The sequence below is a fragment of the Paenibacillus chungangensis genome (assembly GCF_042675905.1).
In the GTDB taxonomy this organism is placed as follows: Bacteria; Bacillota; Bacilli; order Paenibacillales; family Paenibacillaceae; genus Pristimantibacillus; species Pristimantibacillus chungangensis.
In genome coordinates, this window is the sequence record NZ_JBHTJZ010000022.1 from 45244 (window position 1) to 61536 (window position 16293).

Annotated in this window: 13 protein-coding genes; 6 read left to right on the forward strand and 7 right to left on the reverse strand. The window is 52.3% G+C overall.

The annotated features are described in order from the left end of the window. Positions 1 to 165: 165 nt before the first annotated feature. The gene (locus ACFQ2I_RS14310; protein WP_377565121.1) at positions 166 to 1935 is read right to left on the reverse strand and encodes a glycoside hydrolase family 35 protein; all 1770 of its coding nucleotides are present in this window, start codon (positions 1933 to 1935) and stop codon (positions 166 to 168) included. 687 nt (positions 1936 to 2622) lie between these two features. Between ACFQ2I_RS14310 and ACFQ2I_RS14315 the strand changes: the two genes are divergently transcribed. The 5 genes from ACFQ2I_RS14315 to ACFQ2I_RS14335 all read left to right on the forward strand — a co-directional run bounded on the left by ACFQ2I_RS14315 (position 2623) and on the right by ACFQ2I_RS14335 (position 7244). Further along, a complete protein-coding gene (locus ACFQ2I_RS14315) occupies positions 2623 to 3525 on the forward strand; it encodes an AraC family transcriptional regulator (RefSeq protein ID WP_377565123.1) in 903 nt (300 codons plus the stop codon). A 99-nt stretch (positions 3526 to 3624) separates the two neighbouring features. Then, a complete protein-coding gene (gene uraA / locus ACFQ2I_RS14320; protein WP_377565125.1) occupies positions 3625 to 4932 on the forward strand; it encodes a uracil permease in 1308 nt (435 codons plus the stop codon). 167 nt (positions 4933 to 5099) lie between these two features. Then, positions 5100 to 5315 carry a hypothetical protein gene (locus ACFQ2I_RS14325; RefSeq protein ID WP_377565127.1) on the forward strand — a complete coding sequence of 72 codons (216 nt, stop codon included), beginning with the start codon at positions 5100 to 5102 and terminating at the stop codon, positions 5313 to 5315. Positions 5316 to 5347: 32 nt separating this feature from the next. Continuing rightward, positions 5348 to 6292 (forward strand): hypothetical protein, encoded by a 945-nt coding sequence (locus tag ACFQ2I_RS14330; protein WP_377565129.1) that lies wholly within the window; start codon positions 5348 to 5350, stop codon positions 6290 to 6292. A gap of 133 nt (positions 6293 to 6425) precedes the next feature. After that, positions 6426 to 7244, forward strand: coding sequence for an SDR family oxidoreductase (locus ACFQ2I_RS14335; RefSeq protein WP_377565131.1), 819 nt, complete (start codon positions 6426 to 6428; stop codon positions 7242 to 7244). Positions 7245 to 7254: 10 nt separating this feature from the next. Here the strand turns inward: ACFQ2I_RS14335 and ACFQ2I_RS14340 are convergent, their stop codons facing one another. From ACFQ2I_RS14340 to ACFQ2I_RS14365, 6 genes are all read right to left on the reverse strand, one after another. Continuing rightward, complete coding sequence (locus tag ACFQ2I_RS14340) at positions 7255 to 8655, reverse strand: sulfatase-like hydrolase/transferase (protein WP_377565133.1); 1401 nt, start codon at positions 8653 to 8655, stop codon at positions 7255 to 7257. A 93-nt stretch (positions 8656 to 8748) separates the two neighbouring features. Then, on the reverse strand, positions 8749 to 10374 hold the full coding sequence (locus ACFQ2I_RS14345) for an ABC transporter substrate-binding protein (RefSeq protein ID WP_377565135.1): 1626 nt from the start codon (positions 10372 to 10374) through the stop codon (positions 8749 to 8751). Positions 10375 to 10481: 107 nt separating this feature from the next. After that, positions 10482 to 11393, reverse strand: coding sequence for a carbohydrate ABC transporter permease (locus ACFQ2I_RS14350; RefSeq protein ID WP_377565137.1), 912 nt, complete (start codon positions 11391 to 11393; stop codon positions 10482 to 10484). 19 nt (positions 11394 to 11412) lie between these two features. Then, positions 11413 to 12336, reverse strand: coding sequence for an ABC transporter permease (locus ACFQ2I_RS14355; protein ID WP_377565139.1), 924 nt, complete (start codon positions 12334 to 12336; stop codon positions 11413 to 11415). 15 nt (positions 12337 to 12351) lie between these two features. Continuing rightward, positions 12352 to 13731, reverse strand: a complete 1380-nt coding sequence (locus tag ACFQ2I_RS14360; RefSeq protein ID WP_377565141.1) for a sulfatase-like hydrolase/transferase — start codon at positions 13729 to 13731, stop codon at positions 12352 to 12354. An 11-nt stretch (positions 13732 to 13742) separates the two neighbouring features. Then, positions 13743 to 15173 carry a sulfatase family protein gene (locus ACFQ2I_RS14365; protein WP_377565143.1) on the reverse strand — a complete coding sequence of 477 codons (1431 nt, stop codon included), beginning with the start codon at positions 15171 to 15173 and terminating at the stop codon, positions 13743 to 13745. A 159-nt stretch (positions 15174 to 15332) separates the two neighbouring features. On the opposite strand from ACFQ2I_RS14365, the gene ACFQ2I_RS14370 reads away from it, so the two are divergent. After that, a complete protein-coding gene (locus ACFQ2I_RS14370) occupies positions 15333 to 16247 on the forward strand; it encodes an AraC family transcriptional regulator (RefSeq protein WP_377565145.1) in 915 nt (304 codons plus the stop codon). Positions 16248 to 16293 lie beyond the last annotated feature (46 nt).

Genomic DNA, 16293 nt, shown 5'->3' on the forward strand with positions numbered 1-16293 from the left:
AATCATGGTCAGACTGGTCAGTCTGATTATAAAAATTCGCCATCCAGTGCCTGCTTTCCTTCCGGAAGCGGCAAAGAGGAAAAACGAAGGTCTGATGCGACCTTCGTCTTGTCTCTCTCTTATCTGTCGCTTCATCGGAGGTGAACGGTCTGCACAGATCCAGTCCTACTCGGCAGAACTACGATCCAATACCGGGTAGTCTTGCAGCGCCACTTCATGCTTCGCGCTGCCGTGCAGTTCGAACAGAATGAGCTCGTTGGCGCCTTGCTTCAGCAGCGGCCCCGGAATGTACAACGTCTCCTGCGGACCGGCTTCCCAGTAGCGGCCCAGATTGAAGCCGTTAATATAAGCGACGCCCTTCGTCCAGCCTTTCACATTCAGGAAGGTGTCGGCTGGCTCATCCACTTGGAACTCGCCCTTGAAGAATGCAGGCTGATTCGCTTGCACCTTCGACTGCCCGATAGGCTGGAAGCTCAGGCTGGCGAGATCGTCCAGCGGCAGTGATTCAATCGTCCAGTCATACAGGAACTGCTGGCCGAAGCGAATGCCCTCCGTTACGCCTTTCGGGTCCTTCAGCAGCGGTCCGTAATTGACGCGTCCCATGTTCTCCACCAGCACGCTGACGGTTACGCCCCCTGCGGGAACCGCGAATTCCACTGTCGAATCCGGATTCCAGCGCTCGATCACGCCTTTGTATTCGCCATCGACGAATACCATTGCACGATCGCGAACTTCCTGAATGTTCAGCTTGCTGGATTCGCGCGGCCCGCTCAGCTTCGTCGTATAGCGGATGAAGCCGTAGTTCTGTCCCACCAGCTCCATAGGCTCCGGGCAAGTGCTCTGAACGACGGTAGCCAGTCCTTCCACGGAGTCGTTCAACGAAGCGTACGCTGTCATCGCTACCGTGCCGTAGCTCTTCTTCGGAATGGCTGGAGGCAGCTCCAGCTCGCCGATATCTTCATAACGGGCGATCACTTCGCGCACCGCATGGAACTTCTCCGTAATGTCTCCGCTCTCCCCGACCGGCACGTCATAATCATAGCTTGTAATCGTCGGTTCGTACTTCCCGCCGTGATTGGCTCCGCTGTAGAAGCCGAAGTTCGTGCCGCCATGGAACATATAGAAGTTGACGGACGCGCCGGCCGCCAGCATATCGTCGAGCACTTGCGCGACGTCGGCCGCATCTCTTGTGTGATGCTCTTCACCCCAATGGTCGAACCATCCGTTCCAATACTCCATGCACATGAGCGGCTGGTCGGGCTGATACTCCTGCAGCTTGGCGAACGATTCCTCGGAGCGCGATCCGAAGTTCGCGGTCGCCCATACGCCAGGCACCATGCCGCCTTGCAGCATGAAGTCCGTCGGACCATCCGATGTGAACAGCGGAACGTCGATGCCGCGCTCCAGCAACGCATCCTTCAGGTAGGTCAAGTACTTGATGTCGTTGCCGTAACTGCCATATTCATTCTCGATCTGAACGGCGATGACCGGTCCGCCCTTCGTCGACTGCAACGGAGCGATTCTTGGAATAAGCTCATCATAATAAGCGTCGATCTTGTCCAAGTAAGGCTTGTGATAGCAGCGCAGCCGCATGCCTGGGTCGCTCAGCAGCCATGCGGGCAGGCCTCCGAACTCCCACTCCGCGCATATATAAGGACTCGGACGAACGATGACATACAAGCCGAGATCGCCAGCCGTTCTGATAAAGCGCTCCAGGTCGGCCATGCCTTCGAATTGGAACTGTCCTTCCTTTGGCTCATGGAAGTTCCATGGCACATATGTCTCCACCGTGTTGAAGCCGCATGCCTTCAGCTTCCGCAGCCGGTCCTCCCAATACTCCGGCACCACTCTGAAATAATGAATCGCTCCGGCGATGAGACGAATCGGCTTGCCATCCAGCATCATTTGCTTGCTATCCAAAGATAATAGGCTCATAGGGAACTCCTCCTAATGTAATTGCTATATTTCTATATTGCTATAGCTTAATAGTAGTCAGAATACGGGCAAGCTCACAATGCACAAAATACGCATAAAGTTAACCTTTTGTGCCGAAAGTTAAGCTTATGCCGTGTTATAATGCTAGTGAAGTGAACGCTGATTACCCGATCGCCCCATTTTTAGAATGCAGACATCTATTGCGACGACGATAGATCGCGATCATAGATTTGGACGTGGGATGGGGAGTTATTATGATCACCCTCCCTCCTTTGCAATTAATAAATGGATTTTGTGCACTTATTTTTCCAAAAATCATCGTTCGCGCACACTTTACATGGAAAAAGTACAGTTAGAATTGGTCAAATAGGAGCTCAGCTCCTTTTACGAATAAAATAGTTGCAAGAAATCCAGTTCTTTATCATGCAGAGGATAATTCCGGAAAATAAAAGACATAAAATCCAGTTAGTTGAATGATAAGGTGGCTACGTTCTACGTTGGCTGGGTTCTAGTTGACCGGGTTCTCTACATTTAGTTAAGTTCCAGTTGATGAGTTCTATAGTGGCTACGTGTTGAGGTGGCTACGTTCTACGTTGGCTGAGTTATATGTTGGATTCGTTCAATGTTACGGGGAGGAAATGCAATCTGAGTTGGTGAAACATTCTGTTACAGAGAAGGAGGACAGCTGTGGACACCTTATTTCAATTCCACAACGCAACGAGCACGTTCCAGCTTGTCGGCTGCCACTTCGGCATTAAGCCGCAAGGATGGTCCTATCCGAAGCACCACCACCACTTGTATGAGCTGAGCTGCTGCATGGAAGGTGGCATCACGCAGAATATTAACGGTATTGAGGTGTCCGTAGAGGCCGGAGACTGGTTGCTGCTCAAGCCTGGCGTGAAGCATTCCCTTCATAACACGTCCCCATTCCATTACGCCTTCTTCAACTTCCACTTCGATATCGACGATCTCGGCGTGCGCAATCGGCTCGGCGCCGCGCCGTTCTTGATCATTCCCTCCTCTCCTGCAGAAGAGAGCAGACTGCCGGGGCTGCTCCAGCAATGCGAGGCCATGATGCACAAGGGCTCTTGGAAGGACGGGGAGGCGGAGCCGGAATCTAGAATTATCGAGCTTGCCGCACACGAACATCTGGCGCTGCAAGGCTATATCATGCTGATCATTCATGAAGTGATCGTACTGGCCAATTCTCTTGACAGCCATCCTGATGCAGCAGGGCAACAAGCGTCAGCTTATGAACTGGACATTGCCCATGCGGTTGAGCACAGGCTGTCGCAGAGCTTGTCCGAAGCTCCCAGCATTAGCGAGCTTGCGAAGCAGTTGAACCTCAGCCGCAGCCAGCTGTCGAAGATCTTCTCGAAAGTATATGGACTCTCGCCGCGTCAATACTTAAGCAGAAGGAAGTGGAACAACGCGAAGGAACTACTGACGACAACGAACTTGACCGTCTACTCCATCGCAGAGCAGCTCGGCTTCCGTTCTGTCAACCACTTCTCGCGTCAATTCCGGCGCTGGGTAGGCGTCTCGCCGAACCAATACCGCAGATCGAAGACGGATGGACCGCAAGTTTGAAAAGTGTGTAAAAAACGCTTGCAAATACGTGTCGAACTAGGTAGAATCGACAAGGGCTTGTTGCAAGCACCACTATTATAAATGAAGGAGCAACTATAGATGAAGAGATCTATCGGCGTTCACGAAAGACCGCCAGCAGCAACGAGCATCGTGCTCAGTCTGCAGCATTTATTCGCCATGTTCGGCTCTACCGTGCTTGTACCGAACTTACTGGGAGTCGATCCGGCGATCTGCTTGATGATGAACGGGATCGGCACGCTGCTGTACATTTTCATTACGAAGGGGAAGATCCCGGCTTATCTGGGCTCAAGCTTCGCGTTCATCGCACCTGCGGGGGCGGTGATCGGAAGTTCCACAGCCGGCGGCAGCTATGCGGCCGCGCTGGGCGGATTCATCATCGTCGGCATCATCTTCACCGTCGTCGCGCTTATTATACAATATGCCGGAACCGGATGGATTGACGTCGTCTTCCCGCCTGCGGCAATGGGAGCGATCGTGGCGATTATCGGCCTTGAGCTCGTTCCCGTCGCAGCCAGCATGGCCGGATGGATACCGGACCCGAACAATCCCGCCGCGGCAGAGACATGGGTGATGGACAAGAATACGGTTATTCTGTCCACCTCTACGCTAGCGGTAACTGTACTCGGCTCCGTCTTGTTCCGCGGATTCATGCGCATCATTCCAATTCTGTTCGGCTTAATCTTCGGCTACCTGCTCGCTATCCCGTTGAAAATGATTGATATGAAGGACGCACTTGCTGAAGCCAGCTTCATCCAGCTGCCGACATTCACGACGCCGGAGTTCCACTTGACGGCGATTATCGCCATCGCGCCGGCCGCACTAGTCGTCGTGGCGGAGCATATCGGCCATCTGGTCGTGACGAGCAACATCGTCGGCAAGGATCTATCCAAGGACCCCGGCTTGCATCGCTCCATGCTGGGCAATGGCATATCCACATTAATCTCCGGCTTCGTCGGCTCCACGCCGAACACGACATACGGCGAGAATATCGGCGTGCTTGCCATTACGAGAGTATATTCGACTTATGTCATCGCTGGAGCGGCTATCATCGCGATCCTGCTGTCCTTCCTTGGCGATGTGTCGGTGCTGATCTCCTCCATTCCGGTTCCGGTCATGGGCGGCGTGTCCCTGCTTCTGTTCGGCGTCATCGCCGCATCGGGTCTTCGCATGTTGATCGAATCCAAGGTCGACTACAGCAAGCCGACGAATCTGTTTTTGACGACGATCATCCTGGTCATCGGACTCAGCGGCGTGAAGCTGTCGATCGGGGATGTGGAGTTCAAGGGCATGGCGCTGGCAACGATTGTCGGCATCCTGCTCAGCCTCTTGTTCAAGCTATTCGAAGTGCTCCGCATGTCGAACGACAGCGAGGCTTCCGGTCACTGATTTTTATCAGTCCTCAGGCATATGACATGTCTGGGGACTTTTTTCTTTTCACCTTACCGGAGAGGTTCGCGAAACGTTCCCTGGAAGAATTGCGTATTACGATAACATATACTTCTAATAGTCACACGTAACTGGAAGAAAATCGCATATGCGAAAGGAGGATTATGATGTCAGCAGCAACGGGATCTGTCTTCGGATTTGGCGTTATTCTGGTATTCATCTTCTTCGCTTTATTCCTGCTGAATATTGCTACGAGCGTGTGGGCTTACCGAGATGCGAAGCGGATGGGCAAAAGCAGCGAATTCGCCATTCTTGTCCTTATTGGCACTCTTATCTTCCCGATTGTCGGGTTAATTGTCTATGTGCTCATCCGGAAATATTAATCCCTTTATTCTAATGATAAGGAGGTCAGGCGATGCCTAAGCTTCTGGAACTGAACGAGCAGCTTGCCCTGCTGCGGGGAAACGAACGGCAAAAACATAACTGGGAAAGCCACTTGAACCAATTGTCCGAGGAACTGAAGCGGCATACACGCGAGCGGGACGAGTGGAAGCAGCAGCTGAAAAAAGAACAGCGAGATGTGGAAAAGCTGAAAGGAATAAGTTTGGGATCATTCTTCTACACGCTCATCGGCAAGAAGGATGACAAGTTGACCGAGGAAGAGGAAGAAGCGCTCCAAGCGAAGCTGAAATACGACGAGGCCGCCGAAACCGTACAGGAAATAACGGATGAAGTGAGCGAACTGAAGCAACGCCTTCTCCCGCTCGCATTCATTCAGAATGACATTCAAGTCTTGTTAAATGAAAAGAACGAAGTCATCATCTCCTCCTATCCCGAATTGGCCGCTGAGCTCAAGCGGCTAAGCGACGAAGAAGCGGAAATAGGAGCCGATACGAAAGAGCTGAAGGAAGCGGTATCCGCCGGACGCGCCGTGCTTAGCGCGCTGGATCAGGCTAAAGAGAAGCTCGGCTCTGCGCAAAACTGGGGCACATACGATATGCTAGGCGGCGGCTTGATAGCAACAGCGATTAAGCATGAGCGGATTGACTCGGCGAAGTCGGCCATTCATAACGCCCAAAGCCGCTTGCGCAGGTTTCAGGCGGAGCTGAAAGATGTAGAGCGAGATGTCCATGTTACCATTGATATCGGAAGCATGCTGACCTTCGCCGACTACTTCTTCGACGGCTTCATTACAGATTGGGTCGTACAAGGGCGGATCAACGAATCGCTTCAGCATGTGGAAGATAAGCGGCATCGGATTCATCGTATCGTCTCGCAATTATCGAAGGAGCTGGCTGCTTGCGAAGCGAAGCGAAATGAGCTCGTACGGCGGCAATCGTCAATCATTGAGAACGCTTGATAGAGGTGTCTGATCAGACGCCTCTTTTTTGCGCTATTTTGAAATGTGGATTTTCAATATTTCATGTGGTAAAAAGTTGAAAATGAATCATACTAAGCGGGAAACTTGTCTATCTGAAAGGAGCAACGCGGGTATGAACATCTATGATTCCGTGCAGTCGGCATCAAGCGGCACGCTGTTAAGCGGAAAGACTGCCTTCATTACAGGGGCGGGCTCTGGCATAGGAAGAGCAGCTGCGCTAACGATGGCAAGACACGGCGCCGCCGTCGGCCTGATCGATCTGATGGATGGCCGTTGCCATGAGGTGGAAGAGGAAATCCGGAGTGAAGGCGGACGGGCGCTATTCGTAGATACGGATGTGTCCAATCCGGAACGAATGGCGCGCGCCGCAGCTTCCGTTGCTCGCGAATTCGGCGGGCAGATTCATCTGCTGTTCGCCAACGCAGGCATTAACGGCACTTTGGCCCCTATTGAAGATATGACGCCAGAAGACTGGGACAAGACGCTTAACGTCAACTTGAAGGGCTCATTCCTTGCTCTGAAATATAGCATCCCCTACATGAAACAGTCGGGCGGCAGCATTATTATTACAAGCTCCATTAACGGCAACCGGAAATTCTCGGGATTCGGCATGTGCGCCTACAGCTCTTCCAAGGCGGGACAAGTCGCCTTCGCCAAGATGGCTGCGCTGGAGCTGGCGCGCTATCATATTCGCGTGAACGCAATCTGTCCTGGCGCCATCGATACCAACATTGGAGAGAATACGAACAGCACTCCTCAGCTCGACAAGATCAGTATTCCCGTCAATTACCCGGAAGGAAGTCAGCCGCTGGAGCACGGTCCGGGACATCCGCAGCAGGTGGCGGATCTCGTCTTGTTCCTCTCGTCCGACCATGCCAGCCATATTACCGGCACGGAAATCTATATCGATGGCGCCGAGACCTTATTGTAATCGGTACGTCTTAGCCTTCGCTGGTCGGCAATACCGGCGTCTCTATCAAGATGTCGCTGTATTCATGCATCCACTTCTTCAGCTCGCCGGCAAGCTGAAGCAGCACTTCATGATGCTGCGGGTCGTCGAACAGATCTGCCGTCTCCCAAGAATCGTTCTGCAGATCGAACAGCTGGATACGATCTACACCTGTCTTCGTAGCAGGTGAATAATAAGTGCGGATCAGCTTCCAGCGGCCATCCGTCGCCATCCGCTGCACATCCCTGTAAGCGGAGCAGACGACATGACGCACTCTGTCTGTCTCTCCCTTGAGCACAGGCAACATGCTGACGCCCTCCACTTCGTTAGGAAGAGGGATCTGGCACAAGGAAGCGAGCGTCGGGAATATATCGATGTTGCTTACCGGAGCAGCCTGGCGTCCACCTGCAGGAACCGAAGGGCCTCGCAAGATGAACGGGATCCGCACGCTATGCTCATATACGTTCTGCTTGCCCATCAAGCCGTGCTGACCGACCGACAAGCCATGATCCGCCGTATAGACAATGATCGTATCGTCATAGATGCCTTTGACCTTGAGCGCTTCGACCACTCTTCCGATCTCGGCGTCAAGATGAGTAATCATTGCATAATAGTCGGCGATATGACGGCGTATCTCCCCCGCTTCGCGCGGTAGACCGGCCAGTCCTTCGTCCCTTACGGTCATATCGCCCGTATCGAAGGGATGCTGCTCCATGAAGTTCGCCGGCAGCGGGATATCCTCTTCCTTATACATGCTGCGGTAAGCTTCCGGAGCCGTTCTGGGATCATGAGGGGCCGTATAGGCTACATAGAGATAGAATGGCTCCTTCTCCTCATATTGTGCGATGAAATCCACCGCGGCGTTCGTGAATAGCTCCGTAGAGAACGTATGCTCCATATACTCCCGTTCCGGCGGATACTGCCCTGTCGGATCGAAATCTTGCACCGGCACTTCTGTGTGATCGCTCATACCATGGAAGAACAGCTTGTCCCCTCCGTCGAACGATCGGGCGAAGCTTGGCTTGTCATTATGCCACTTGCCGACGGCATGCGTGCGATAACCCGCTTCCCGCATTGCCTGTGGCATCAGCTTCACATCAGAGCGGATGGTAATGGCATGCTCCCAGGACATGACATCCTTGCCAATCATCGCATTGAAGATGGACTTGCCCGAGTTGACGCACGCCCGGCTTGGCGCACAGACCGCTCCCGTCAGACCGCCGAATATATGCGTATTGCTGAAAGCCGTCCCTTCCGCCGCAAGACCATCCAGTACCGGCGTCCGGACGATGGCATTGCCGGATGCCCCGAGCGACTCCTCCCGGTGATCGTCCGCAATTATAAATACGACGTTGGGCTTGCGTCCTGTGTGAACCGATTCCACATTTGACATTGTACTCCCCCGCATTTCGTCTTGGAATAGGGTGAAACGCTTGCAGAGATGTTCTGCAAGCGTCCGTCCCCCTGCGCGCAGCGCAGATGCTAACTATTTATTTTGGTTCCAGCGGTCATAGGCTTCCTGATAGATTTCCTCAATACGGTCGGCGCCCATCTTCTTCAACGTACCGACATAATCGTCCCACTTGTCCAGTGGTTCCTGTCCGGTGACGAACTTCGCTTCCATCTGCGTAACATATGTGCGAATATCCGACATAAGAGTAGTCACTTCTTCTTGCTCGTTCTCATGCAAATATACAATAGGATAGCCAATTCTGGCAATCGGCTCAAGCAACTTCTCGTTCTGTTCCTTCACCCAATCGTCATATCCCGACTCTAATCCGGAGTTAATCTCTTCCATCTTGACTGTTGGAACGACAATACCGAAGTTCGGAGTCAGCGTCGCACGGTAGTCTTCGCGCTTCATGTCTCCCGGCACTTCCAGCCATTCCTTCTTCTTGCTTTCCTTGTCCGCATATTGCCACAGCGTTCCTTCAGGACCGATGGAGAAGAGCTTAGCGCCTTCATAGGAATACTGATAGTCGATCCATCTCATCGTCGCTTCAGGAGCAGGATTGCTGTCCGTTATGGCGAATGCGCCTGTAGATATCCCGGAACTGCGATTGAATACAGGCTTCTCTACGAAGTCGCTCTGCACAGGTTGATACAATGGATGGTCGCTATTGGGCTCATCTCCTCCCATCACGAAGCTGGCAGCGTACGCTCTGAACATGCCCAATTGATTCTGCTTGCCTTTCGCCTGGCGTTGCTGATTCGTCTGCGTGAACGTCTCCTGATCCAGAAGCCCCTCGGTCCACAGCTTGTTCATAAAAGCCAAGTATTCCCTATAACCCGGTTGCGTCGGCACAAAGTGGACCTTGCCTTCATCGTCCGCATAATACTCCTTGTCCTTCTCGTAATATACGCCCCATGTACCGAGCAGCCAGCCGCGAATATCGTCAAGCTTGGTCGATGTTAACGGAATCTCATCGGCTTGACCGTTGCCGTTCGGGTCCTCTTCCTTCACACGCTTCAAGTACGTATACAACTCGTCCAGCGTTTGAGGCGTCTCCATATTCAGCGCGTTCAGGTAGTGCCCGTTATACCAGATCGGATTGGTAATCCACAAATGCTCGAGATTTATGGATGGGAGAGAATAGATATGGCCGTCCGGTGTTGTAATGGACTTGCGGATGTGCGGATTTTCATCCAGCAGCTTTTTAATATTCGGCGCGTACTTGTCAATGAGTTCCTCTAACGGAATGAGAATCCCTTGCGAGCCATAATTCACTTCTTCCGCCAGCGTGATATTGGCGCCATAGAAGATGTCGGGATACTCGCCGCTGGAGAACACCAGATTTTTCTTCGTCTCAAAGCTGTCGGTAGGCGAGTTGCGGAATTCCAATGCAATCCCCGTCATTTCTTCCATTTGCTTGAATGCTGCCATCTCTTCCCACTTCGCCATGCCTACATCTTGTCCCATCAATGTAAGCTTTACCTTCTCGTTCACGATGGGAAAGCCGGTTTCGTTGAAGTTTTCAACGGTTCCTTGACCGGACTGGTTGTCTGCATTGCCGCCTGCTTGATCGGCATTTCCATTGCCAGAGTCGCTGCATCCGGCCAGCAATGATGCCGTTAGAGCTGTAGATAACAAAACCCCCGATAATTTTTTCAAGTTGCTCAACTCCTCTTATTCTATAGATGTGCATATATCATAATCCGTATCTGATGCGAGACGGGTATGATCTCGACTTAACAATACTGGCGTCTCCTGCTATACAACTAGCCTTTCACCGATCCAATCATGACGCCCTGCACGAAGAAGCGTTGCAGGAACGGATAAATGATGACAACCGGTAAAGTAGATACAATGATGACGGAGTATTTCATGAGCGAAGCGATCTCCGCTTTCTTATCCATCGCTGCTGCCGAATCACCGGAGACACCGATTCCCATGGACTCTGCCGATAATTCCTGAAGCACCAGAATTTTTCGCAACACCATCTGAAGCGGGAATTTATCCGCATCGTTCAAGTAGATCAGCGCGCTGAAATAGCTGTTCCAGTGCGTAATGCCGTAGAAGAGGGCCATCACGGTAATGATAGGAGCCGATAACGGCAACACAATGGAAATAAACAGCTTGAAATCAGAGCACCCGTCAATTTCCGAAGCCTCTTGAAGCTCCCGTGGAATGGTGGATTGGAAAAATGTTCGAGATACGATAATATTCCATACTGTAGCGGCCGACGGAAGGATAAGCGCCCACATGGTGTCAATCATATGCAAATCCTTCACTAGTAAATAAGTCGGAACCAGTCCCCCGGAGAAAAACATGGTGAACAGGATCAGTCCCATAACCAAGCCGCGTCCCGCCAAGTCCTGCCTGCTCAACGCATATGCCGCCGGAAGTGTGACAGCCAAATTGACCAGCGTACCGACTACCGTATATAGAATCGTATTGGAGTAGCCGCCCCAAATCTCTTCGTTTTGCAATACTCTGCTATAGCCGTCAAAGGTAATGCCCATGGGATAGAGCCACATTTCTCCGGAACCGACATACTTCGGATCGCTAACGGAAGCGCTGATAATATAAATTAAAGGATAGATGACGATAACAAGCGCTACTAGCAAATATAAATAGCAGCTAAGGACAAACAACCGGTCGCTCTTCGTTTCTTTAATCCTAATGGTCATGCCTCAACGTTAACCTCCCTTACCATAAGCTATTGCTGTTGTTTATTCGACGGACAATACTGTTGACGCTGACGAGCAGAATGACATTGACGATGGAATTGAACAGGCCAACAGCGGTTGAAAAGCTGTATTGCGCGTCAACCAGACCGGATCGATAGACGAAGGTCGAGATGACGTCCGAGCTCTCCATATTGAGCGCATTTTGGAGCAACAGAATTTTCTCGAAGCCCACGCTCAGGAAAGAGCCAATGTTCAATATAAGCAAGATCGTCATTGTCGGTATGATGGTTGGAATATTAATATGCCATACACGCTTTACACGGCTCGCTCCGTCCATGACAGCGGCTTCATGCAGATGCGGATCGACCGCAGATAGCGCTGCCAAATAAATGATGGTGCCCCAGCCTGTATTCTGCCAGACGCCGCTCATGACGAATATCGTCTTGAACCAGCCCGGCTCTCCTAGAAAGTCCGTGGCCGGAAAACCTAGAAAAGTTAAAATATGATTAATGATTCCCGTAGTGGGGGATAAAAACGTGATGACTACACCCGCCATAACCACAACTGAAATAAAGTGTGGCGCGTACGTAACCGTTTGCACGCCCCGTTTGAACAGCCCGTCCTTGATTTCATTGAACACAAGCGCCAACAGGATAGGTAGAGGGAATCCGACGGCAAGCTCATACAAGCTGATGCTGAGCGTATTCCATAGCAGGTCCCAAAAATAGTAGGATTGAAAAAAACGCTCAAAATGGTCGAATCCAACCCAGGGACTTCCCGTAATGCCATCAACAGGACGAAACTTTTTGAACGCAATCTGAACGCCATACATCGGCAAGTAATGAAACACGATGAAATAAAGCACAGCCGGCGTGAGGAAAAGGTAAAGCTGCCACTTCTTCAACACGGTTGATATTCTGGAACGACGCACTGCTTGATTCATTGCTAACCTGCCTTTCTATTGAAATAAGTGCCTGTAAGGATCTTCAAATGCATTCATCGTGCTGCGCAACTGTTCGTGCAATCGTGCGATGCGATACGCATATTGATGGTCCCCCGCCAAATTATTCATCTCACAGGGATCATGAAGCAGATCGAAAAGCTGCGTCTCCCGGCATCCTTGTCCTGTCACCGGAGACTTCCGGTAGAGGATAAGCTTCCATCGCTCATCCTTTATCCCCCGCTGTACATCTCTATAGAGGGAATAGACTGTTCCTCTTATCGGCTGCGTACGTCCCCGATCCCGCATAACGGAATAGTGGCTGATTCCCCGCACCGAATCCGGCACCTGCAAGCCAACCGATTCGCACAGCGTCGGGAAAATATCGAACTGATAGCATAAATCGTCCAGCTGCAGTCCGGCTTCTATGCCCGGTCCCTTCATCATCCACGGAACCCGTATACTATGTTCGTACATGCATTGCTTCGCCATCAGCCCATGTCGACCGAGAGCCAGACCGTGATCGGAGGTGTATACAATGATGGTATTATCCGCCTGTCCGTTCTTCTCCAGCGCCGTCATCAACCTGCCGATCTGCGCATCCATATGAGTAATCATGCCGTAATAGTCGGCAATATGCCGGCGTATTTCTTCCGGTTGGCGAGGCTGCGCCGCCAAGTATTCCCCTCGAATATCTCTTGCCCCGTGATCGAACGGATGCTCCGGCAGAAAGTTGTCAGGAAGGGTGATTTCATCCGGATCGTACATGCTATCATAGGGCGCCGGAGGGGTCCTCGGATCATGCGGAGCCGTATAGGCGACATAGAGAAAGAACGGCTCGTCCTCTTTCTCCTCTTCGATGAATGCGATTGCGCTTTCGGTGAAGAGCTCCGAAGAGAAGCCGGCTTTCACTTGCCGTTGCTCCGGAGTATAATGGCCCTCCGGATCATAATCATGCACAGGCACTTGATCATGATCGCTCATTCCTCCGAAGAAGATGTTCTCACCGCCCTGAAAGCATCGGTTAAAGCTGGCAAAGTCATTGTGCCATTTGCCAGTGGCAAAAGTCCGATAACCGTGTTCCCGCATCACGGCAGGCAGCAATGCGTTCTCGGGCCGCATCGTGATATTGTTCATATCATCTTGTAATGTACCGCTTACTGTCGCCTGAAAGTACGGATTGCCGGTATGGACGCAGGCTCGGCAAGGGGCACATACCGCGCCGCTTGTACCGCCGTTAATATTCGTATTCCGAAATACGGTGCCGCTTGCCGCCAATCGATCAAGCGAAGGAGTCTGAACCGCTTGATTGCCCAGCGCATGTATCGCATCGTGTTGATGATCATCCGCGATAATAAAGACGATGTTCGGTCTCCTCCCTGACAGTTGCCGGTTCATATCCTCCCTCTTCATGACAACTGCTCGCCCGACTTCGCTCGCGTTCTTCCCGCTTCAATCATTGTCTCCAGTTCCCCACGCAGCTCGCTGATCAGCTGTGGCTGCTCCATACTGACATTGGAGCTTTCGCTGCGGTCGCTGGACATGCGGTACAACTGCTCTGCCGGATCGCCGGGAAGAATCTCGCGGTCGCTCGTATGAGGAATGCCGATAATCGTCCGCTTGCTTTGGTCGAAGCCGCCCCCCCCTGCACCTCTTACATATTTCCAGTCACCCTTACGAAGGCCCAGCATGCCGTCATAAGCCTGAAGAATAACAGACTCCCTGATTGGTCTAGTTCCCTCTTCAGCAGTGAGGTCGGGCAGCATGTCAATGCTGTCCTCGCCGGCGTCATCCGGCAACGGAACGCCGATAATCGACGCGCAGGTGGCCAGCCAGTCCGTCAGGCAGACCAGTTCATCGCTAATCGTGCCCGGCCTCACCTTAGCCGGCCAGCTGACGATGAGAGGTACCCGGTGGCCGCCTTCCCATATGTCCGCCTTCTGGCCTCTCAGCCCTCCCGACGGGTCGTGACCGTGCACCGTGATCTCCTCGCGGAAAGGGTCCGCACCGTTATCGCTGGTGAAGGCGATAATCGTGTTGTCCGCAATCCCTCTCTCCTCCAGCAGCTTCATCATCTGACCGATCGTGTCGTCAATTTCCAGAATCAGGTCGGCTCTTGGACCGATGCCGCTCTTGCCTTTGAACGCTTCGCTTGGAGACCACGGGGTATGAGGTCCCGTCAATGGCAAGTACAGGAAGAAGGGACGATCTCCGCCACTTGATTCTGCGATGAACTGCAGAGCCTTTCCCGCCAGAACAGGATGAACGTCCTCATCGCGCCAGCCCGGGACCATCAGCCCACCGCGCCCGCGCTGGCTGAAGTCTTCAGGGTCCTTCGGCTCGCTCGGAATGCCTACCGTACGGTCATTCTCAATGAAGCAATACGGCGGCATGTCCAGCGAAGCGGAAATGCCGTAGTAATAATCGAAGCCGAACGACAACGGCCCGTTCTGAATCGGCTTGCTGTAATCCACATCGCTGACGGCAGGGCCGATGCGCTCCCAATCCATACCCAGATGCCACTTCCCGATGCAGGCTGTCACATAACCGTTGTCCCTCAGATAGGAAGGCACCGTCATGCGGCCCTCTTCCATCAGCGTGCCGTCGTGTCCATGCAGTACGCCGCTCTGTATTTTGCCTCTCCAGCAATAGCGTCCCGTCATGACACCGTACCGGGAAGGCGTACAGACAGCGGAGGAAGCATGGGCATCGCGATACAATCGTCCTTGCTCCGCTAATTTATCAAGATTAGGCGTCTGGAATTGTGTTGCGCCATAACAGCTCAAGTCGCCATAACCGAGGTCATCCGTTATAATATAAATCATATTAGGTTTTGACATGGTGACGCTCCTTTATTGTGTGTTATTTATCACTGGTTGGAATGCCCCCATCGTATCACGCGAAGTTAGGTCAACACCATGGCAGCGCTTTCGGTATTTTTGACTTATCGACCAGTCTGTATCGAATGCCCATCTTGAGAATCGAAAGGAGAAGGTTCCTTGTTTATTCTTGGCGACACCTTCCATATCGATCATCTGCGCATGCGGATCAACTGGATCCGCAATATGGACAAATCGGCTTCCTTTGCTTTCGACCGCATTCGCATTCCCTATACGCTCATATGGTTCGTCCTAGAGGGCAGGCTTCAAGTGGAAATCAACGGGCAGAGGCACTGGGCCGAGCCAGGCGATCTGATCATGTGCCCGCCCAATACGCAATTCGGTCTTATCCCTCGGCATACCGGAGAACGCATCCACTATTTATCATTTTGCGCAGATTTGAAAATCGGCAATATGGATCTGCTCCCGTTATATGGACTGCCAACTTATTGGAGACTGGATCCTACAGATGGCGTGGAACGTTGGAAGCGAGAATGGCTGGCGCTTGTGGATACATTCGACCGGTTCGGCGAGCTCGTCAACAAGAAGACGGCGTCAGACGAGGGGAAGGGAAAAAACACGTATTTGCTGCATACCGATATAACGATTCATTATATGGAATTGCAAGGATTGATCTTCCGCTGGGTACAGCATTGGTTGACTGTACTGCGCGACAAGCTGCCCGATGAGCCGCTTCGCTTCGATCAACGCGTCATGCAAGTGTGCGATTACGTTCGCGACCGGTTGGACAAGCCGCTGCGGCTGCAGGAGCTGGCGGAACATGTCCATATCAGTACAAGTCAGCTCTGCCATCTCTTCTCCGAAGTGTTGGGAACATCGCCGATGGAGCTTGTCCGCACGATGAGATTAGAGCAAGCGAAAATTTTGCTGATGAACAATGAACTAACTCTTCGCGAAATTGCGGAGCGAATCGGCTATGAGGATCAGAGCCAGCTCAGCAGAGCTTTCCGCCAAGTGGAGGGCATTAGCCCAAGCCAGTACCGCAAGAGCGTGCTGGCTTCGCCGATTAATTGACGCCAACATTGGATGAGGTCGACGGTCGGCAGACAATGAGCGGAAC